Source organism: Methylomonas sp. MS20 (genome assembly GCF_050275925.1).
Classification (GTDB): domain Bacteria; phylum Pseudomonadota; class Gammaproteobacteria; order Methylococcales; family Methylomonadaceae; genus Methylomonas; species Methylomonas koyamae_A.
This window is the reverse complement of sequence record NZ_CP189962.1, coordinates 2,861,113-2,879,952: the sequence shown is the minus strand read 5'-3', so window position 1 is coordinate 2,879,952 and position 18,840 is coordinate 2,861,113. Positions and strand designations below refer to the sequence as shown.

17 protein-coding genes and 2 pseudogenes are annotated in these 18,840 nt (G+C 58.3%); 13 read left to right on the top strand and 6 right to left on the bottom strand.

Annotation, left to right across the window (positions count from 1 at the left end):
- The first annotated feature begins 80 nt into the window (after positions 1 to 80).
- From ACQE3D_RS12765 to ACQE3D_RS12730, 8 genes and pseudogenes are all read left to right on the top strand, one after another.
- Complete coding sequence (locus ACQE3D_RS12765) at positions 81 to 467, top strand: group III truncated hemoglobin (RefSeq protein ID WP_064029782.1); 387 nt, start codon at positions 81 to 83, stop codon at positions 465 to 467.
- A gap of 201 nt (positions 468 to 668) precedes the next feature.
- On the top strand, positions 669 to 1,100 hold the full coding sequence (gene rpsF / locus ACQE3D_RS12760; protein ID WP_064029780.1) for a 30S ribosomal protein S6: 432 nt from the start codon (positions 669 to 671) through the stop codon (positions 1,098 to 1,100).
- Positions 1,101 to 1,118: 18 nt separating this feature from the next.
- Positions 1,119 to 1,349, top strand: coding sequence for a 30S ribosomal protein S18 (gene rpsR / locus ACQE3D_RS12755; RefSeq protein WP_013818223.1), 231 nt, complete (start codon positions 1,119 to 1,121; stop codon positions 1,347 to 1,349).
- Positions 1,350 to 1,369: 20 nt separating this feature from the next.
- The gene (locus ACQE3D_RS12750; RefSeq protein ID WP_281020188.1) at positions 1,370 to 2,278 is read left to right on the top strand and encodes a hypothetical protein; all 909 of its coding nucleotides are present in this window, start codon (positions 1,370 to 1,372) and stop codon (positions 2,276 to 2,278) included.
- Between the two features lie 42 nt (positions 2,279 to 2,320).
- Positions 2,321 to 2,767, top strand: coding sequence for a 50S ribosomal protein L9 (gene rplI, locus ACQE3D_RS12745; RefSeq protein ID WP_064029775.1), 447 nt, complete (start codon positions 2,321 to 2,323; stop codon positions 2,765 to 2,767).
- A gap of 6 nt (positions 2,768 to 2,773) precedes the next feature.
- The gene (gene rfaD / locus ACQE3D_RS12740) at positions 2,774 to 3,715 is read left to right on the top strand and encodes an ADP-glyceromanno-heptose 6-epimerase (protein WP_313730206.1); all 942 of its coding nucleotides are present in this window, start codon (positions 2,774 to 2,776) and stop codon (positions 3,713 to 3,715) included.
- A 14-nt stretch (positions 3,716 to 3,729) separates the two neighbouring features.
- Positions 3,730 to 4,014 (top strand): annotated as a pseudogene (locus tag ACQE3D_RS12735) (transposase domain-containing protein); the annotation flags it as partial.
- 172 nt (positions 4,015 to 4,186) lie between these two features.
- A complete protein-coding gene (locus ACQE3D_RS12730; protein WP_313730207.1) occupies positions 4,187 to 4,765 on the top strand; it encodes a phosphoglycerate mutase family protein in 579 nt (192 codons plus the stop codon).
- Here the strand turns inward: ACQE3D_RS12730 and ACQE3D_RS12725 are convergent.
- The 4 genes from ACQE3D_RS12725 to ACQE3D_RS12710 all read right to left on the bottom strand — a co-directional run bounded on the left by ACQE3D_RS12725 (position 4,762) and on the right by ACQE3D_RS12710 (position 10,378).
- The gene (locus ACQE3D_RS12725) at positions 4,762 to 5,976 is read right to left on the bottom strand and encodes an MFS transporter (RefSeq protein ID WP_313730208.1); all 1,215 of its coding nucleotides are present in this window, start codon (positions 5,974 to 5,976) and stop codon (positions 4,762 to 4,764) included. The genes ACQE3D_RS12730 and ACQE3D_RS12725 overlap by 4 nt on opposite strands.
- A 34-nt stretch (positions 5,977 to 6,010) precedes the next feature.
- On the bottom strand, positions 6,011 to 6,223 hold the full coding sequence (locus ACQE3D_RS12720) for a hypothetical protein (protein WP_313730209.1): 213 nt from the start codon (positions 6,221 to 6,223) through the stop codon (positions 6,011 to 6,013).
- Positions 6,224 to 6,871: 648 nt separating this feature from the next.
- On the bottom strand, positions 6,872 to 8,023 hold the full coding sequence (locus ACQE3D_RS12715) for a PepSY-associated TM helix domain-containing protein (protein ID WP_313730210.1): 1,152 nt from the start codon (positions 8,021 to 8,023) through the stop codon (positions 6,872 to 6,874).
- Positions 8,024 to 10,378: a TonB-dependent siderophore receptor gene (locus tag ACQE3D_RS12710; protein WP_313730211.1), complete on the bottom strand. Its 2,355-nt coding sequence runs from the start codon at positions 10,376 to 10,378 to the stop codon at positions 8,024 to 8,026. It abuts the gene before it with no gap.
- 397 nt (positions 10,379 to 10,775) lie between these two features.
- Here ACQE3D_RS12710 and ACQE3D_RS12705 point away from each other — a divergent pair, with 397 nt between their 5' ends.
- Both ACQE3D_RS12705 and ACQE3D_RS12700 read left to right on the top strand, forming a co-directional pair.
- A complete protein-coding gene (locus ACQE3D_RS12705; RefSeq protein WP_313730212.1) occupies positions 10,776 to 11,900 on the top strand; it encodes an aminotransferase class V-fold PLP-dependent enzyme in 1,125 nt (374 codons plus the stop codon).
- 337 nt (positions 11,901 to 12,237) lie between these two features.
- Positions 12,238 to 13,830, top strand: coding sequence for an ABC-F family ATPase (locus ACQE3D_RS12700; protein WP_064029754.1), 1,593 nt, complete (start codon positions 12,238 to 12,240; stop codon positions 13,828 to 13,830).
- A gap of 10 nt (positions 13,831 to 13,840) precedes the next feature.
- Here ACQE3D_RS12700 and ACQE3D_RS12695 read toward each other — a convergent pair whose 3' ends face one another.
- Entirely contained in the window at positions 13,841 to 15,388 is a 1,548-nt protein-coding gene (locus ACQE3D_RS12695; RefSeq protein ID WP_064029752.1) for a sigma 54-interacting transcriptional regulator, read from the bottom strand.
- A gap of 222 nt (positions 15,389 to 15,610) precedes the next feature.
- On the opposite strand from ACQE3D_RS12695, the gene ACQE3D_RS12690 reads away from it, so the two are divergent.
- The 3 genes from ACQE3D_RS12690 (at position 15,611) to ACQE3D_RS12680 (ending at position 17,522) form a co-directional block, all read left to right on the top strand.
- Positions 15,611 to 16,267, top strand: a complete 657-nt coding sequence (locus ACQE3D_RS12690) for a DUF938 domain-containing protein (RefSeq protein WP_313730213.1) — start codon at positions 15,611 to 15,613, stop codon at positions 16,265 to 16,267.
- A gap of 9 nt (positions 16,268 to 16,276) precedes the next feature.
- Entirely contained in the window at positions 16,277 to 17,011 is a 735-nt protein-coding gene (locus tag ACQE3D_RS12685; RefSeq protein ID WP_313730214.1) for an SDR family NAD(P)-dependent oxidoreductase, read from the top strand.
- A gap of 199 nt (positions 17,012 to 17,210) precedes the next feature.
- Positions 17,211 to 17,522: a hypothetical protein gene (locus ACQE3D_RS12680; protein ID WP_064029747.1), complete on the top strand. Its 312-nt coding sequence runs from the start codon at positions 17,211 to 17,213 to the stop codon at positions 17,520 to 17,522.
- 198 nt (positions 17,523 to 17,720) lie between these two features.
- On the opposite strand, the pseudogene groEL reads toward ACQE3D_RS12680, so the two are convergent.
- Positions 17,721 to 18,734: pseudogene (gene groEL / locus ACQE3D_RS12675) on the bottom strand (chaperonin GroEL); the annotation flags it as partial.
- Positions 18,735 to 18,840: the final 106 nt, after the last annotated feature.

The following is an 18,840-nucleotide window of genomic DNA, read 5'->3' as shown; positions in this document are numbered from 1 at the left end:
GGGGTGCGGGAAAAGACTCTGAAACTTGAAGTGCGATGACGACAGTACGGTGTTACTTACGAATACAACGAGATTCCCTAATGAATGCCCTTGATGAATCCTTAACTGAAGCGCACATCGCCGATTTGGTGCGGCGCTTTTACGGAAAGGCCGCCGCCGACCCGGAACTGCAGGCGATATTCGACGCCGCCATCGACGACTGGGACGCGCACCATCGCATCGTCGAAAACTTTTGGTCGCATGCCTTGTTGCAGACCGATCGTTACCACGGTACGCCTTACCCGGTGCATGCCCGTTTACGCTTGAAGCTGGAACACTTCGATCGCTGGCTGGCGCTGTTCAGGGAAACCGCTGTCGAAGCGTTGCCGGCTGAAGCGGCCGGCCGGGCCATCGCCAAAGCGGAACAGATGGCGGAAGGTTTTAAACACGGCATGTTTTTCGATTACAACCCAGTCAAGTCGTGCTAGCCTGGGTTCTTCGCCCGGAAATCACCCCTTTCCACCCTTTAAAACCGATCAGCGGAGACCGCTTTAGGTCTCCGTGTATAAAACCTTTGCATTACAGTGCTTAAGTTTTCTATAATCGGCGGCTTTTTAGGGCATTTTGTCCTATCCCTTGCTTCATCGCCAATCCACGGCGGGAGGCTGTTTAAACCGTAAGGAGAAATCATGCGTCATTACGAAATTGTCTTCTTAGTCCATCCTGACCAAAGTGCTCAGGTGCCGGCTATGGTAGAGCGTTACAAATCCACCGTCGAAGAGGCGGGCGGGAAAGTCCATCGTCTGGAAGATTGGGGCCGTAGACATTTGGCCTACCCGATCAAAAAAATCCACAAAGCCCATTACGTGCTGATGAATATCGAATGCGGCCAAGCCACGCTCGAAGAACTGGAAGCCGGTTTCCGTTTTAACGATGCCATCCTGCGCAGCCAGACCCTGGCGCAAAAAGAAGCCGTGACCGCGCCTTCCGCGATTGCCACCAGCGGTGGCGACGGCCAAAAATCCGGCGGCCGCGGCAAGGACGAAGTCGAGGAAGAGCAGGAAGAGCCAGAAGCACCCGCTGTGGAAGAAACCGAAGCGGCAGCGACCGATTCCGAATAATTTATCGAGAGTAATAACATGGCACGTAACAATATCAGACGTAAAAAGGGTTGCCGTTTCAGCGGCGAAGACGCAATCGTCATCGATTACAAAGATCTCGATCTGCTCAGCGAATACATTACCGAGACCGGCAAGATTATCCCAAGCCGCATCACCGGTACCAGCGCGAAATATCAACGGCAACTGACCTCGGCGATCAAACAGGCTCGCTTCCTGGCGTTGCTGCCGTTCTGCGACGCGCATAAATAATTGACGCCGGGGAGGGCGGCGTGCGGTTTTTAGCGACTTTCATCATGAAAGGACGGATGTCGGCAATGACGGTGGCATCCACCGCCGCGTTGCTATCGCTGCCTTTTCCTCCGGCAAGTATTGTAAGTTCGGCCTCGGTGGCTTTAGTCACGTTGCGGCGAGGCGCCAGCGAAGGTTTGTACGTACTGATTTGCGCCTGTCTGGCAGCCGGCTTATTGAGCTTGGTGTTGCTGGGCGGTTACCAATTCGCACTGTTGTACGGCTTAGTGTTGTGGTTGCCGGTCTGGCTGATTGCCATTGTGCTGCGGGAAGGCCGGTTACTCAGCGTGGCGGTTGAAACGGCGGTGGGTCTGGGTATTTTGGCGGTAATTGCCGTGTATTTGTTTTTGAGCGAGCCCGCCGGTTTATGGCGCGGCGTGCTCGAATTGCTGATACAACCCATGTTGGCCGCCAAACCGGATATTCCAGCGGTTAATGTAAAAGAGGCGGCGGATAAGTTTGCGCATTATATGACAGGCGTCATCGCGGCCGGCAGCATTTACGGTCTGTTGCTGGGCTTGTTTTTGGCGCGCTGGTGGCAAGCCTTGTTGTATAACCCCGGCGGCTTTCGTAGCGAGTTCATCGCTCTTGCCGGACACCGGCCGCTGGCTTTCGCAACCTTGGCCCTGCTGGGTTTCGCCTCGGTCACGTCCGGGCTTGCCTCCGAGCTAAGCTGGAACGTATTGCTGGTGTTGTTCGCGTTGTACACGACGATAGGCACGGCCTTGCTGCATGCGGTATTCGCCGCCGGTAACTGGGCGCGTTTCATGGTGCCGCTGTTATATATCACGCTGGTTGCCGTTCCGCATGTCATGGCGTTAATCGCGCTTTGCGGCGTCGTCGATCCTTGGCTGGACTTACGTAATAAATTCAAATCCAACGGGGCCTGAGGCTCCTAATTTTCGACCGATGGTCGATACGAGGTAATTAAGATGGAAGTCATTCTTCTGGAAAAAACCGCCAACTTGGGCAACCTGGGCGACAAAGTCAGCATCAAGGCTGGCTATGGCAGAAATTACTTGATTCCGCAAGGCAAGGCCGTATTGGCCACGCCAGCGAAAATCAAGGAATTCGAAGAACGCCGCGCCGAACTGGAAAAACAAGCCGCCGACAAATTGGCCGCTGCTACCGCTCGCGGCGAAGCCTTGAGCAAATTGAGCATTGTCATCGCTCACAAAACCGGCGACGAAGGCCGTCTGTTCGGTTCCGTCGGCACCCACAACATTGCAGACGCGGTGACTGCGGCCGGCGTTAAAGTCGAGAAACACGAAGTTCGTTTGCCGAACGGCGTGATTCGCAACATCGGCGAGTACGGCATCGCATTCAACCTGCATGCCGACGTGGTCGTGACCTTACCGATCAAAGTCGTCGCCGAGTAATCCGGTATGATCGTCGTAACCGGAGGGGCCGGCTTCATCGGCAGCAATCTGGTGCTGGGGCTGAATGCTCGCGGTTACGACGATATTTTGGTGGTCGATCATTTGACCAACGGGGTCAAATATAAAAATCTGGTCGAGTGCCGGATCGCCGACTACCTGGATAGAAGTACTTTTCTGGAACGTCTCCAACAAGGCGCGTTCCGGGCCGAAGCGATAGAGGCGATTCTCCATCAGGGAGCTTGTTCGGCGACGACCGAATGGGACGGCCGTTACATGATGGACAATAACTACGAATACACGAAGACGCTGTTTCATTATTGCCAGAGCCATAAAATCCCGTTCATTTACGCGTCCAGCGCCGCGACCTATGGCGCCGATCCGACGTTCAAGGAAGAATTGGCCTACGAAGGTCCGCTGAACGTCTACGGTTATTCCAAGTTTCAATTCGACCAATACCTGCGCCGGCAAACACAGTTGACCGCCCAGGTCGTCGGGTTGCGTTATTTCAACGTCTACGGTCCGCGCGAAGCCCACAAAGGCAGCATGGCCAGCGTTGCGTTTCATCTGAACAACCAAATCAAACAAGCCGACGCGATCAAGCTATTCGAAGGTTGCGACGGTTACGGTAACGGCGAGCAACGCCGCGACTTCGTTTACGTCGGCGACGTGGTCGACGTCAATTTGTGGTTCCTCGATCATCCGGCGGTTTCCGGTATTTTCAATTGCGGTACCGGCCGCAGCCAGACCTTTAACGATGTCGCCAACGCCGTCATCGCCTATTACGGTCGCGGTCGTATCGAATACATTCCCTTCCCCGAGCACCTAAAAGGTTGCTATCAGAGCTTTACCGAAGCCAATCTCGATAAATTGCGCGCCAGCGGTTGCGACCTGCGGTTTAAAACCGTCGAAGAAGGCGTGCGTTTATATATGCAATGGCTGAACAGCTAAGATAAAAACGCTGCAACAACCTCTGCGAAAACTCCATACACCCCTTCGTAACAGGACGCCGCAACTGGTTGTTCTGCGACACGGTGGCCGGTGCTCAGGCCAGCGCCAATCTCTATTCGCTCATCGAAACCTGCAAAGCCAACCGCATCGATCCCTACAGCTATTTGGTGGAATTGTTCCGTCTGTTGCCGCAGGTCAAAACCGTCGAAGACTTCGACGCCCTGCTACCTTGCAACAGGGCAAGTGTTCGCTGCCAGCTTATTCGATTTCGCTTCCAATTCGGTGGCGTTGAATCGTAACGCGCCACCTTCTCCGGCGGCGTTGGTAAGGTAATTCCGATTGTCCCAAATGTGTACGCCGGGTCATGAGTTGCTTTGTGTCGGCTAGCGCTTGCGTCGCGATAGGTTTAATCCGCCCCACGCCGTTTGTGCGGGATCGTGTTAACCTGAGATTTTATCCAAACCTAACGGTATGCCACGCATTATCCTGATTCGCCATGGTCGGCCGGCCGTGGCGCTGACCGGCAGGGCCAGGGCTCGCGAGCTGGCCGGCATTGCTCGCGCCTACCAAAACGCCGACATCGTCGATACGCCGCCGCCGGCAACGTTGGCGATCGCCGCCGGCGCCAAGCGGGCGGTTTGCAGCGATTTGCCGCGCGCCCGGCAGTCGGCGCGGGCCTTGGGATTCGACGATCGGCAAGCGGCGGAGGCGGTGTTTCGCGAAGCGGCGTTGCCGCATTTCAGTAGCGGTGCTTTAAAGCTGCCGATTTCGGTTTGGTTGACCTTGTTGCGTTTGGCATGGTTGGCGGGATATGCCCGAAATGGCGAATCGTATCGCAACGCCAGGCGCCGCGCGCGGACCGCGGCCCAGCGCTTGATTGGCCTGGCCGCCGAACTTGAGCCGGTGGTCTTGGTGGGGCATGGCGTCATCAACTACTTGATCGCGCGGGAATTGCGGGCCCAGGGCTGGAGCGGTCCCGCGAAACAGGACCATGACTTTTGGGCATTCGCGGTATATCAGCGGCCCGGCACCGCTTCGGTCGGCGATTAAGCGGCGTCGGCCAATTCCGGTATCAGGCGGCGCAGCCGAAAGTAGGTCGCCAGATAGGTCAGCCAGGCCAGCAACGCGAACAGCGCGCACATGCTAAACAGCGTTGGGTAATCGGCGCCGCCGGCCAGCAGCGATGCGGCGAGGTTGGGGCCGAAGATTTGCCCTAAGCCTTGCGCGGCGGGAATCAGCGACGAATAGCGGCCGGAGTGGTCGGCGTTGGCGATAAAACCCATTTGATACACGTCGATAAAAATCCACAGCCAATTGAACGCCAACAGGCTCAGCGTCACGCTCGCGGTATTCATGCCCAAGCCGAGCAAGCCGACCGCCGCCGCCATCATCATCAACGCCGCCAATAGCGGCCTGGCCAAGCCGAAGCGGTTGCTGATCCGGGTCGCCAGCAAGCAACCCAAAATCCCGGCCAGCGAACCCCACACCAGCAAGCGGCTGATCCAATCCGGCGCGACGCCGGCCGAGCGGGCCGCGAGTTCGATATAGGTCCAATAACCGCCGATGTTGGTATAGGTCAGCAATATCGCCAGCAGGCACAGCCAAACCAGATAGGCCGGCACGCGGCGATGTTCGACGCGGTGGCCTTCGCCATTCTCGACATCGACGGCCACGTCCAACTGGCGGTCCGCGGCGTGGGCGGGCATCCAGTTCAGCCCCGCCAGACCGAGGGCGTAGGCCGCGATGAAACCGGCGTAAATGCCGTTCATCGACAAGTGCGGCAATACCTGCAATTCCAGCGCCTGGGAAAACGCGAACGCGAACAGCATGCGGTTATAGGCCTGGGCCGGCCGCGCGGTGGCGCCCAGATTGGCCACCGCCACCGACGTGTACAGACCGCTGCCCAAGCCGGCCAGCAGTCGAAGAAGCAGCGTGATCGGGTATTGTTGATAACGCAGACACAAGACATTGGCGACGATCACGGTCAGCGCGCCCAGCCATACCAGGCGCCGCCGGTTGCCCTTGGCAATCAAGGCCGCGCCCAGCGCCGCGCCGGCGGCCAAGCCGCCCAAATCGGCGCTGGACAGCCGGCCGACCTGTTCTTCGGAAAACCCCAGCAAGGCCACGCGTGCGGCACTGATCGCCGGCAAGGCCACCAACACACCGTAGCCGACCAGCGTCATGTACAGCGAAATCGCGATGGATCGCCCATCGTCGAAGGGCGAGCGGAAATGATGGAGACGACTGGCGGCGGCGGTCACGGGGCTTGGCGAAGCAGACAACAAAACCGCGATTTTACAGGCATCCGGATGCAGGGTGGGCCGGCTTCCGGCAATGTGCCGCAACCCCGCGCCGCCAAGGCCTTGGATTGCCGGTTCGGCCGGCGATTGGTTGAGCCTTGCGTGGATCGTTGACCTCGCCGAAGCGGAAGCCTTTGTGGATGTCGCGCCGCCGGTCTTTCCGATCGATCGACAACGGCGACGGCACGGCTTCCACAGCAAAATTCATCGCGCATTGCCGGCGCGGATTGGGCGGCGACCGCGAAACCGGAGCGGACCTGGGTCAAAAACGCCTGGGCGGCGGCGGTCTCCGCGCTCGGATCGACCGCGACCGCTCGCAACAGATCGCAGCGTGGACGGCTTATCCGATCCAGCGCTGCCGCGTTAGCGCTCCGTTGAGTTTTGCGCCGCCGATGCCGTTGATACCCGGTGCCGAGTATTTTTTGCCCGGCGTCGAGCCAACGATACCCGGTTTTGGGGCTGCGCTTTCTAGCAATTTAGGTTTTTGATGTTTGAAGTTCCCTTCGGCTCCGCTCAGGGTACGGTTGAGGCTCGACCGGGATTACGGTCAGGGAACGGTTGAGGCCCGACCGGGATTACAGTCAGGGAACGGATAAGTCGGCCCAACTCCGCATGAGGGACGGACGGATAAAACCCGGCCCGGCTCCGCTCGGGGAATGGTTGATGTTTGAGGTTCCCTTCGGCTCCGCTCAAGGAACGGTTAAGACCCGATTGTTTGGTTTCATTGCACTTACGTTGTAAATGGTCGGGTCGGCCGCGTAATTCAAGCACCAGCGAGCGCGTATTTGACCGGACCCAGGCGAATGGCCTTTTAACGGTCCCGAGGCCGGATCAATAATCATGTTACCGGCCCAATCTAGCGTTGGTCCGCCAAGAGGCGGGCCCTGCGTTTTTGCCGCCAGCGGATGAAACCGGTCACGTACAGTATCGCCGGTACCGGACCGCAGGCTATCACCAACAGTTGTCCGGCCAAGCCCAAGGCCTGACCGCTGTGCAGGCCGAATTGCCAGGCGTGAAAGCGGTCGCCGGCGCTGAGGTGGGCCGGGTCGGTTCGGTGCAATAGGGCGCCGGAATATTGATCGATGGTCAGGCGATGGCCGGCCAGCGTCGGCGTCACTTCGTCGCCGCCGAACAACTCGACGACGTAGACGCCGTCCGGCATGGTCGGCAAGGCCAGCGTCGCCGGTTTGCCGCCGGGAAAATAGCGCCGCGCCGCCGCGACGGCGGCATCCACCGACAGCGCGAGGCCGGCGCCGGGCGTCGAGTGCAAGTCGTCCGGCGCGGTCGTCAGCGGCGAAAAGCGATCGACGATGGCCCGGCTTTGCGCCGGAAAGTTCATGTAGGCGCCGGTGAACAACAACGCGGCGAACACGACAAACCCATAGCTCCCGGCCAATTTATGCAGATCGAACACCCGCCGTTGGCGGCTGGCACCGGCCTTGGCCGTCAACGCCGCGCGCCATTTGCCGGGGGTCGGCCACCACAACGCGATACCGCTCAGGACCGAAACCAAACCGATCAAGCCGATGCCGCCCACCAGGGTTTGGCCGGTTTCGCCCAGCCAAAACGAGTCGTGAAATCGGTAAATCACGGTCATGATCGGTCCGTGCCAACTGCAACAGGCGGCGAAGTCGCCCCACAAGCGCTGGCCGACCACGCTAGCGGTGTAGGGATCGATGAAAATTTCGTAGCTGTCCGGCGATGCCGGCAGGCGGTAACTGAAGCGGAAGGCTTGATCGGCGCGCTGCGGAAACATCAGCCAGTCCAGCGGCGCGGCATCGGCCGGTAGGTAGGCCCGCGCCGCCGCGATGATTTCGGCCAAGGGCCGCGTCACCGCGCCGGGCGGAACCGCTACCCGCGTCAGCTCACGATTCAACCAGGCATCCAGCGGCCAACCGAACACGATCAGGCTGCCGCTCAGGCCGATCAGCGTTAGCGGCAGGCCCAGGATCAGGCCCAGATAACGATGCAGCCTCAACCAGAGGCCGCGTAGGCGCTGGCGGCTCATTCAATACTCGATACGCAACGAGCCCATGAAGGTGCGCGGCATGCCGTAATGGATGACCTGGCCGCCGTTGCTGCCGGAGTAATAGGTCTTGTCCAGCAGGTTGTCCACGTTCAGCTGCAGGCTGGCCCGGCTGCCGCCGAGCTTGAGTTTATAGCCGGCCATCAGGTTAAAGGTGGCGTAGCCGGGTAGGGTGTAGCTGTTGTCGAAGTCGCCCTTGCGGTTGCCGATCGCGGTCGCGCCGCCACCCAGCGTCAGACCGTTCAGGTCGCCGGACTGGAATTCGTAGGTGGTCCACAAGCTGCCGTTGTGGCGGGCGACGTTGGGGTTGCGCTTGCCGGTTTTGCCGGGCGTCACGTTGCCGGTGCCGTCGTCGGCATAATCCTTGGTGACTTCGACGAAGGGGGTGTAGGCGTAGGCGCCGATGATCTGCCAGCCGGGCAGGAGCTTGCCGGCCAAATCGACTTCCAGGCCGCGGCTTGCTACTTCGCCGATGGCCACCGAGCGGTTGGGATGCAGCGGATCGACGGTCGGCATGTTTTGCTTGGTCAAGTCGAAGTAGGCCAGCGTGCCGGTGAAGCGTTCGTCCCACAGCTCGGTCTTGACGCCGACTTCCCATTGCCGCGCGGTTTGCGGCCGGAGCGGCTTGTTATCCTGATCGAAGGCGTTGGTCGCGCCGAAGTTTTCGGTGTAGCTGCCGTAGACCGACAATTGCGGAATCGGCCGCCACAACAGACCGCCGCGCGGGCTGACCCGGTCGTCGACGTAGCTGCTGAACGGCGCGAAGTTGTCGGTGGTGGTGGCGTTGTCGTAACGTAAGCCGCCCAGGGCGTGCAGGTTGAAGGGCAGTTTGACTTGGTCCTGCAAATATACGCCGTACCACTCGGTCAGGCTACCGTACTGGCCGGCGCTGCCGTCGGCCAGCGACGGCCGGTTGGCCAAATGGCTGGGGTTGTAAACGTTGATTGGCAAGTCGCCGATGTAGTCGGCGTAAGCGGCCACTTCGTCTTGCTGATAGTAATCGCCGCCGAGCAACAGCGTGTGCTTGGCACCCCAGGTGTCGAACTTGCCGGTCAGGTCGACGTTGGTGAAATAAGTGTTCATCGTATCGGTTTGCTGACCGTAATAGCGGCTGTCCACGCCGTCGCCAATCCAGCCGTTGCGGCCCACATACACTTCGTCCTCGGTGACCAGCTGCGTGTTGAAGCGTTGCTTGATGTTCCAGTCTTCGTTGAAGTCGTGCGACCAATTCAGCCCCACCAAGATCTGTTCGTTATTGCGCTTGGCCCAGGATTCGCCGAGATTGCGTTCGCGCGGCAGTAGAATCGGCTTGCCGTTCAGCGGCGGAATGCCGATGTCAACCGGCGAGCGGATGTTGGCGTATTCCAGTTCCAGGCCAACGCGGGTGCGCGGGCTGATTTCCCAGACCAGGACCGGCGCGACGAAGATGTTTTCGTTCTTGTTGAATTCCTTGAACGAGTGGGCGTCTTCGTAGGACAAGTTCACCCGGTAGCGCAGCGATTTGTCGGCCGTTAACGGACCGGTCGCGTCGATCGCGGTGCGGTAAAAATCGTAAGAGCCGAATTGCTGTTGCAACGAATAATACGGATCGGCCAACGGTTGCTTGGTAACGATGTTGATCACGCCGCCGGGGTCGGCGCGGCCGTACAGAATAGAGCCGGGGCCTTTCAGCACTTCCACTCGCTCCACGTTGGCCATTTCCCTGGGTGAAAACAACCCCATCCGCAGGCCGTCGCGGTAGGTGTAAAAACTTTGAAAGCCGCGCACGTTAAAGCTTTCCACGGTCAAGTTGCCGGCCGGCTCGCGGGTCACGCCGCTGACGTTTTGCAGCGCCCGCTCCAAACGCACGCCTTGCTGATCCTCGATGACTTGTTGCGGAATCACCTTGACCGAAAACGGGGTTTCGATCAGCGCGGTATCGGTTTTGGTGGCGGTCGCGGCGGTAGGGCGGGTGTAGTCCGGATTGTAGGGGTTGGTGCTGTCGTAAATGGCATTCGCGGTGACGGTCACCGCGCCCAGTGTCGAAGCGCCGTCGTTACCGGCCGGCTTGAGGGTGACGGTACCGTCGGCGCCGATATGGAATGTCAGGCCGCTACCGGTCAGTAGGCGGCGCACGGCTTCCGTCAGCGTGAAATCGCCTTGCAGCGCCGGGCTGGTCTTGCCGGCGGCCGATTGTTCGGCATACAGCATCGCTGCGCCGGACTGGGCCGATAGCTGTTGCAAGGCCGAGACCAGGCTTTGCGCCGGAATGTTAAATCGGTGGATGCCTTCCTCGGCGTAGGCTTGCGCGGACATCAGCGCGATGCCGGCCGCCAGGCGTTTGATTGTCGGTGTCATATTCCTGTTCTCCATTTTTGGGGGTTACACAGGCATAGACGCAGCGGATTGCAAATCCCGCCAGCAGAGACGATTTGTGCCGCTTCGAGCTGGTTCGGAAGACTTGGGGGCATGTTCCCAGGCCGCGCCGCAACCTATGTTGATTTGGCATCCCGTCCAGCCTTCCAGCCAACCCGCGAACACCGAAAACCGATATGGCCCGTATCTTGAATACTTTTTAAGCCAAGTCGCGATAAGATGGCCGGTTTGCTCGGTCCGGGTCGGCCGGCCGACGGGACCCGCGGCTGCCGTCGCGTCCGATGTCGGGTGGACGTTCGCGCGGCGGGCGTGCCGAGATTGTGTGGAATCCGACAAATTCGAATTTAATTGAAGATTAATCAAACGAGGAGATGAAACCGTGCCTGGATTATTAGCCCATGTCGATCCGGATGGCTTGTTGGAATATTCGGTGGTCTACACCGACCGCGCGACCAATCATATGTCGGTAGTGTTTCAGGAAACCCTGCGCGACATCTCGCGCATTCTGAAAACCGTTTACAACGCCGAAGCGGCGATCGTCGTGCCGGGTTCAGGGACTTTCGGCATGGAAGCGGTGGCGCGCCAATTCGCCACCGGCAAAAAATGTCTGGTGATACGCAACGGCTGGTTCAGCTATCGCTGGACCCAGATTTTCGAGATGGGGGCGATCCCATCCGAAGCGGTCGTGCTGGCGGCCCGGCCCAACGAAGCGGGACCGCAACCGGCCTATACGCCGGTACCCGTCGAGGAAGCGGTGGCGGCCATCGCCCGCGAGAAACCGGATTTTGTGTTTGCGCCGCACGTGGAAACCTCGGCCGGCATGATGTTGCCTGACGATTATCTGCGGGCGCTGGCCGACGCGGTGCACGCGGTTGGCGGGCTGTTTGTGCTGGATTGCATCGCATCCGGCACGGTCTGGGTAGACATGAAGCAGCTTGGCGTGGACATCTTGATCAGCGCGCCGCAGAAAGACTGGAGCGCGTCGCCGTGTTGCGGCCTGGTGATGCTGGGTGCGGCGGCGCGCGAGCGCATCGACGCTACCACCAGCACCAGCTTCGCCGCCGACCTGAAAAAATGGTTGCAAATCATGGAAGCTTACGAGCAGGGCGGCCACGCGTATCACGCGACGATGCCGACCGACGGTTTGCGCGGCTTGCGCGCGGTGATGCTGGAAACCGAAGCCTACGGTTTCGCCAAGGTTAAGGACGAGCAGTTGGAATTGGGAAGTCGCGTGCGCGCCTTACTGGCCGAACGCGGCTTTAAATCGGTCGCCGCGACCGGTTTTGGTGCGCCGGGCGTGGTGGTGTGCTACACCAGCGACGACGACCTCAAGACCGGCAAGAAATTCGTCGATCTGGGTTTGCAGATCGCCGCCGGCGTGCCGTTGCAGTGCGGCGAAGGTGCGGATTTCAAAACCTTCCGGCTCGGTTTGTTCGGTTTGGACAAGCTGCAAAACCTCGACCGCACCGTGGCGACGCTGGCGGCGGCTTTGGACCAACTGTAAGACTCTCCGCCGGGCCGGGGCCGAGCGGTGTCGCGACGGCGCCTGGCCGAAGCCGGGTTGCGGTGTTGCCGGCGGCGGGGCGCGGCAACTCTGTTAAAATGCCGCCTCCTACTTTTTTAGGGCCGGGCTAGTTCTACTTTGTGAGATTGGTTGAAGATCGTCATGCCCGCCGGGAAGCGGGCATCCGGTGCCGTGGATGGTCTGCTAAATCCGTCCATGGCGTTTGGATTCGCTCCGCGCTCTAACGGGTCCGGCCTCCATGCCGGAATGACGATGCTTATTGAGTCATCTGACAAAGTACAACTAGGCCCAGCCTCTCTATCTAACGGATATTTTCTTGATCTCTACAGCTAACATCACGATGCAATTCGGGGCCAAGCCCCTGTTCGAAAACATTTCGGTCAAATTCGGCAACGGCCATCGCTTTGGTCTGATCGGCGCGAACGGTTGCGGCAAATCGACCTTTATGAAAATCCTCAGCGGTGATTTGGAGCCCTCGGCCGGCAATGTCAGCATCGCGCCCAACGATCGCATCGGCGTGTTGCGTCAGGATCAATTCGCCTACGAAGACCGCCGCGTATTGGACGTGGTGATGATGGGCCACGCCGAAATGTGGGCGGCGATGTCGGAACGCGACGCCATTTATGCCAATCTGGACGCGACCGAAGACGACTACATGCGCGCCGCCGAGTTGGAAGCCGTATTCGCCGAATACAACGGCTACACCGCCGAATCCCGAGCCGGCGAACTGCTGCTGGGGCTGGATATTCCGCTGGAGCAGCATAACGGTCCGATGAGCGCGGTCGCCCCCGGCTGGAAACTGCGGGTGTTGCTGGCCCAGGCCTTGTTCGCCGATCCCGACATCATGTTGCTCGACGAGCCGACCAACAACCTGGATATCAACACGATACGCTGGCTGGAAAACGTGCTGAACGAGCGCGAATCGACGATGGTGATCATTTCCCACGATCGGCATTTCTTGAACAGCGTCTGCACCCACATGGCCGATCTGGATTACGGCGAGCTGCGGGTGTATCCGGGCAACTACGACGATTACATGACCGCCGTGACCCAGGTCAGGGAGCAGTTGCTAGCCAGCAATGCCAAGAAAAAAGCCCAGATCGCCGAATTGCAGACCTTCGTTAGCCGCTTTTCCGCCAATGCGTCCAAGGCCAAGCAAGCCACGTCGCGGGCGCGGCAGTTGGAAAAGATCAAGCTCGATGAAGTCAAGCCGTCCAGCCGGGTCAACCCCTTTATTCGTTTCGACCAAGCCAAAAAACTGCATCGCTTGGCCGTGGAAGTGGAAAACCTTGGCAAAGGCTATGGCGAGCGGCCTTTGTTCGAAAACCTCAATTTGATGATCGCCGCTGGCGAGCGGGTGGCGGTGATCGGCCCCAACGGCATCGGTAAGTCCACCTTGTTGAAAACCCTGGTCGGCGAATTGGCGCCGGATCAAGGTGAGGTCAAGTGGGCCGAAAACGCCGATGTCGGCTATTTCGCGCAAGACCACGCCGAGGATTTTGCCGAAGATCTGACCTTGATCAATTGGATGGGCCAGTGGCGGAAGGAAAGCGACGACGATCAAGTGATACGCGGCACGCTGGGCCGTTTGTTGTTTTCGCAGGACGAGATCAATAAATCGGTGAAGGTGCTGTCCGGCGGCGAACAAGGCCGGATGCTGTTCGGCAAGCTAATCCTGCAAAAAAACAACGTGCTGGTGTTGGACGAGCCGACCAACCACTTGGACATGGAATCGATCGAATCGCTGAACATCGCGTTGGAAAACTACCCCGGCACATTGATTTTCGTCAGCCACGACCGCGAGTTCGTCTCGTCCTTGGCCACCCGCGTTATCGAACTCACCCCGAACGGCGTTGTCGATTACCAAGGCGAATACGAAGAGTATTTGCGCAGCCAGGATATTGCGTAGTCCCGTCCGCTTACTTAAAACGGCTCGGCACGATGCCATATTTTTTCAGCTTGGCGTAAACCGCTCTCGGCGTTAGCCCCATCGCGTCGGCGACCGGTTTGACGTTGCCGCGATGGTTTTGCAATGCCTGCCGCAGGAAGGCCGATTCGGCGTCATCGACCAAGCTTTGCTTGTGCGTTCGCCAGTCGTGGCCGACGGCGACAGGTTGTCTGTCCAGCTCAAGACGGGTCAATTCGCTGCCCTTGCAGAACAACACGCTGCGTTCCAACGTGTTTTCCAGCTCACGCACGTTTCCGGGCCAATGGTAGGCGCGGATTTGTCCCATCACGTCGCGGCTGACCGACTGAACGTTTTTCGCGTAGGCTTGGTTCAGGCGTTTCAAGATCAATTGCACCAGATGTGGCAAGTCTTCCGGTCGTTGAGCCAACGGCGGTATCCATAGGCGCACCACATTCAAGCGATAGAATAAGTCCTGTCGAAATAAGCCTTGTTCGACGTGTTGCGTCAAGGATCGGTTGCTGGCCGAAACGATCCGCACGTCGACGTGCAAGGTGTGCTTGCCGCCGACCCGCTCCATCTCGCCCTCCTGAATCACGCGCAATAAGCGGGTTTGCGCGGCGGGGGACAAGGCATCGACTTCGTCGAGAAACAGTGTTCCGCCCTCGGCGCGTTCGAAAAAACCTTGATGAACCTCGATGGCGCCGGTAAACGCGCCTTTTTCGTGGCCGAACAACGCGCTTTCGATCAGACTTTCCGGTATAGCTCCGCAATTGATCGCCACGAACGGTTTGTGACCTCGGTCGCTCATCGCGTGTATCGCTCGCGCTATCAACTCCTTACCCACGCCGGTTTCGCCATTAATCAGTACCGTGGCCTTAGTCGGCGCCACGACTTCAACTTGTTGCAAGACGCTTTGCATCGCCGCCGATTTGGCGACGATGGCCGGCGCTGGTTTGGTGGGATGACGCTTGGGTAGGCTCCACCAGACGTTACGCATCCGCTCTTCAATCCGCGAATGCAGCGCGGCCATTTCCAGCTTATCTTCCGGCTGATCCTCGCGGCGATATTCCAGACCGGGTTTGCCGACGGCGCCATCGCGCCGAGTGTGAATGCACACTTCGCAACCTCCGTTTTGCCGAGCGATGCTCTGGCGGATTTCGACTTTGGCGTAGCCGAAATTCCGGGCGGCGATTCCGCCAAACACGCTCGAGGTCATTCGACATAGTTCCGGAAAATTGCTTACGCCGTCCCCGAACGGACAACGGGTGTTAACGACGGTAATGGTGCCGGCCTCCACGGAAGCTAGCGAAAAATTGCCGCCGATATGATTTTTTAGAGCCAGAATCAAGTCGATGTAGGCGTCCTGGTCCAGTTCGCCGGACCGTCGGTATTCGGCCCGGTAAGTTTGCTCGAAGTACAGACCGGCACTCTTGGCGATGCGTTCGATCAAGGATTCGCAGTAGTCGCCGCCTTCCTGTTCGCAGGCGTGCATCAATTCCAGGATGAAGGTTTGCAGAAAAAACGCCGGGGAAATCTGGGAAAAATCGTGTTCGTTCATCGATCGCTAACAATTGAAATTAAATTTCACTCATTGAAGCACGGATTCGCGATTTGGCCGAATGGCTTGCGGTAGGTCTTTGATTTTACGCTGATCAGGCATGTTTTAAGGCTTGGCCCGCGTATTGCTGTACTCGATGCGCCAGCCGGGTAAATTGCCGATTTCATTAAATCCGCGGGCTGGATTTAACAACAACGATAACGATCTTTCGAGGACAATAACATGAGTGACAACAAACCGCCATTGAACCCGCATCCATTGAGCGAATACGTGGCCTGGGCCGGTAATCGCAATCGCGAACCGATTTTAGGCGTATTAAAAGAGAAACTCCCCAAAGATAAAGGTCGGGTTTTGGAAATGGCCAGCGGCAGCGGCATGCATATCAATTTTTTCGCGCCGCATTTCGACCACTTGCACTTCCATCCGACTGATAAGGATCGGGAGGTCTTCGATAACATCAAGCAATTTACGGTGGATCACGGTAACGACAATATTGCCGACCCGGTCCATTTGGATTTGACCGATCCCGACACCTGGTTCAATCCCGGCGCGAAAGGCAGTTTCGACGCCATCTTTTGTATCAACATTTTTCAGGTTGCGCCGATCTCCATCGCCGACGGCATGATGGAGTGCGCCTCACACTTGCTCGACAATCAGGGTATTTTGCTGATTTACGGCCCGTTCCGCGTGGAAGGCACTTTTACGACCGATTCGAACAAGGTGTTTCACGAAACTCTCAGTTCGGCGGGCGTTTCCGAGTGGGGCTTGAAAGATGTCGCCGATTTACGCGCCGCGGCCGAGCGGCACGGCATGGAATTGAAGGAGCAAATCGACATGCCGGCGAATAATTTCTCGCTGATTTTCGGCCGAAAATCCTAAGGAGGAGCGATGAGCGGATTCGGGTCGGCGGTTGTCATCGGGGTAGGGCCGGAGCGGGGATTGGGCGCCGCGTTGGCCAAACATTTCGCCGCGCAAGGGTTGCACGTATTCATTGCCGGACGTAGCGCCGGCAAACTGGAGCTGGTCGCCGAAAAAATCGCCCAGGCGGGCGGTCGGAGTAGCGCGGTAGTGGCCGATGCCACGTGCGAAACGGATGTCGAGCGTCTGTTCGACGCGATTCGCGAAAGCGGCTTGCCATTGGCGATCGCGGTGTATAACGTCGACAGCAACAACTGCGCGCCGTTGCTGGAAACCGACAGCGATATGTTTAGCCGCCTGTGGCGGCAAAACTGTCTCGGCGGGTTTTTATTCGGGAAACAGGCGGCCGCGATCATGCAATCCCAGGGACGTGGCACGTTGATTTTTACCGGCGCGACGGCCTCAACCCGCGCCAGACCGCCGTTTACCGCGTTCGCCACCGCCAAGGCTGGCTTACGGGCCTTAGCGCAGGGCATGGCGCGGGAGTTCGGGCCCAAGGGTGTCCACGTCGTTCATACCATTATCGACGGCGTTATCGACGGCGACAGGGCAAGAGGCCAGTTTTCCCGATACGTCTCGACCAAGGGCGACGACGGCTTGTTAAAGCTGGAGGCGCTGGCCGAAAACTACTGGGCGCTGCACCGGCAGCATCCCAGCGCCTGGACGCAGGAGCTGGATTTTCGACCCTTTAAGGAGCCGTTTTGAACAGATTGGCCGATCGATCGGCGCAAGCCAAGACTCGTCGGCGCCGACCGATAAGTTAACGATCGTCAAACGGTTTTCGTGCACGGGAAATTACAGGATCGGTTTGTGAGCGGCGATTGGGAGTATTCCTAGACCCGTATGTCGGTACGCCTTCCAACGCCTTTCAGAGTAAACACACTAATTCAAACGAGGTAGACGGATGAAAATATTTTTGTATGCGGAGTTCCAAGTGGCGATTCCGTTCGAGCATATTGATTGGAGACCGATCAATGTCGAGATGAAAACATATCCGGGTTTAAAGTCCAAAACTTGGTTGAGCGGTATCAACAATCACACGGTAGGCGGTTTTTACGAATTCGATTCGATAGAAAATGCCCAACGTTATATCGACGGCTTGTTACTGCCGTTTACCCAACAAGTGAAGGGCAATTTGTCGGTAAAACTGTTCGATGGCGATGTCACCCAAGACGCCAATATCGGCATGGACTCCCCGTTTTATACGGGTGGATAGCTTGGATAACGATGACGTTGCCCGTCGCGTTCAATACCGGAAGCCACGCACTTGAAATTCGTTAGAAGACGTCACGTTTACGCCAATATCGGCACGTTACCCTGGCGTTTCCAGGCGATCGGTCGCAAAGTCCGGCGCAGGGACGCCTAATGCGCGAGGGATGATCGTAACCGTACGCGGGGCGATGAAATCCACGTTGATGTTCTCGGTACTGCCGGCGCTATCGACGATGATGGAAATTTCCTTCGAGACCTGGACTTTCTTTGCGCTGCCCAGTTGTTCCACCAGGCGGAAGCCCAGCTCTTCGGGAATCACCGTGCCGCCGGTCAGAATCGCCATGTCTTCCAGCATGGCTTTGCGGCGGTCGCCGAAGCCGGGCGCCTTGACCGCGCAGACTTTCAATATGCCGCGCAAGGTGTTGACCACCAGGGTCGCCAGCGCTTCGCCTTCTACGTCTTCGGCGACGATCGGTAGCGAACGGCCGGCTATGGAGACTTTTTCCAACGGCGGGATCAGATCGCGGATGTTCGATATTTTCTTGTCGTGCAGCAGGATATAAGGATTTTCCAGTTCGGCGGTCATGCCTCTTTTTGGTTGGCGAACTACGGCGAAATGTAGCCGCGGTCGAACTGCATGCCTTCCACCACCTCCAGTTCATTCTGCATGCCGGAGCCCCCTTCGACGGTAATCACGCCTTCCTTGCCGACCTTGTCCATCGCATCGGCGATGATTTGACCTACAGCGTCGTCGGAGTTGGCCCAAATGGTACCGACTTGGGCGATGGCTTTGCTGTCGGTGCAGGGCTTGGAGAGTTTTTTCAATTCCTCGACCGCGACGCTAACGGCTTGGTCGATGCCGCGCTTGATGCCCATAAGATTGGCGCCGGCCGAGACCGATTTTAAACCTTCGCGGACGATGGCTTGCGCAAGACCCGTGGCGGTGGTAGTGCCGTCGCCGGCCACGTCGGAAGTCTTGGAAGACATTTCCTTGACCATTTTTGGGCGCCCATGTTCTCGAACCTGCCTTTCAGCTCGATTTCTTTTGCTACGGAGACGCCGTCCTTGGTCAAGGTCGGCGCGCCGAAACTGCGCTCCAATACTACATTGCGGTCTTTCTGGCCCAGAGTTTGTTTGACGGCATCGGCCAGAACATTCACCCCGCCAGCATGCGTTGGCTGGCTTCGTCGGCAAATAACGCTTGTTTGGCAGCCATAAATGCTTTTCCTCCAAAAACACTTAAATCGGAATGTTAAAAATGAATCGTCTTGGAAATTCAGCCTTCTAAGACGCCGAGGATTTCGTCCTCGCGCACCACGACA

Coding starts and splice junctions, on each gene's coding strand:
- ACQE3D_RS12685 (WP_313730214.1), top strand. CDS start 16,277: ATGAGCGGATTCGGGTCGGCGGTTGTCATCGGGGTAGGGCCGGAGCGG.
- ACQE3D_RS12715 (WP_313730210.1), bottom strand. CDS start 8,023: ATGAGCCGCCAGCGCCTACGCGGCCTCTGGTTGAGGCTGCATCGTTAT.
- ACQE3D_RS12680 (WP_064029747.1), top strand. CDS start 17,211: ATGAAAATATTTTTGTATGCGGAGTTCCAAGTGGCGATTCCGTTCGAG.
- rfaD (WP_313730206.1), top strand. CDS start 2,774: ATGATCGTCGTAACCGGAGGGGCCGGCTTCATCGGCAGCAATCTGGTG.
- ACQE3D_RS12720 (WP_313730209.1), bottom strand. CDS start 6,223: ATGAATTTTGCTGTGGAAGCCGTGCCGTCGCCGTTGTCGATCGATCGG.
- ACQE3D_RS12695 (WP_064029752.1), bottom strand. CDS start 15,388: ATGAACGAACACGATTTTTCCCAGATTTCCCCGGCGTTTTTTCTGCAA.
- rplI (WP_064029775.1), top strand. CDS start 2,321: ATGGAAGTCATTCTTCTGGAAAAAACCGCCAACTTGGGCAACCTGGGC.
- rpsF (WP_064029780.1), top strand. CDS start 669: ATGCGTCATTACGAAATTGTCTTCTTAGTCCATCCTGACCAAAGTGCT.
- rpsR (WP_013818223.1), top strand. CDS start 1,119: ATGGCACGTAACAATATCAGACGTAAAAAGGGTTGCCGTTTCAGCGGC.
- ACQE3D_RS12730 (WP_313730207.1), top strand. CDS start 4,187: ATGCCACGCATTATCCTGATTCGCCATGGTCGGCCGGCCGTGGCGCTG.
- ACQE3D_RS12690 (WP_313730213.1), top strand. CDS start 15,611: ATGAGTGACAACAAACCGCCATTGAACCCGCATCCATTGAGCGAATAC.
- ACQE3D_RS12710 (WP_313730211.1), bottom strand. CDS start 10,378: ATGACACCGACAATCAAACGCCTGGCGGCCGGCATCGCGCTGATGTCC.
- ACQE3D_RS12765 (WP_064029782.1), top strand. CDS start 81: ATGAATGCCCTTGATGAATCCTTAACTGAAGCGCACATCGCCGATTTG.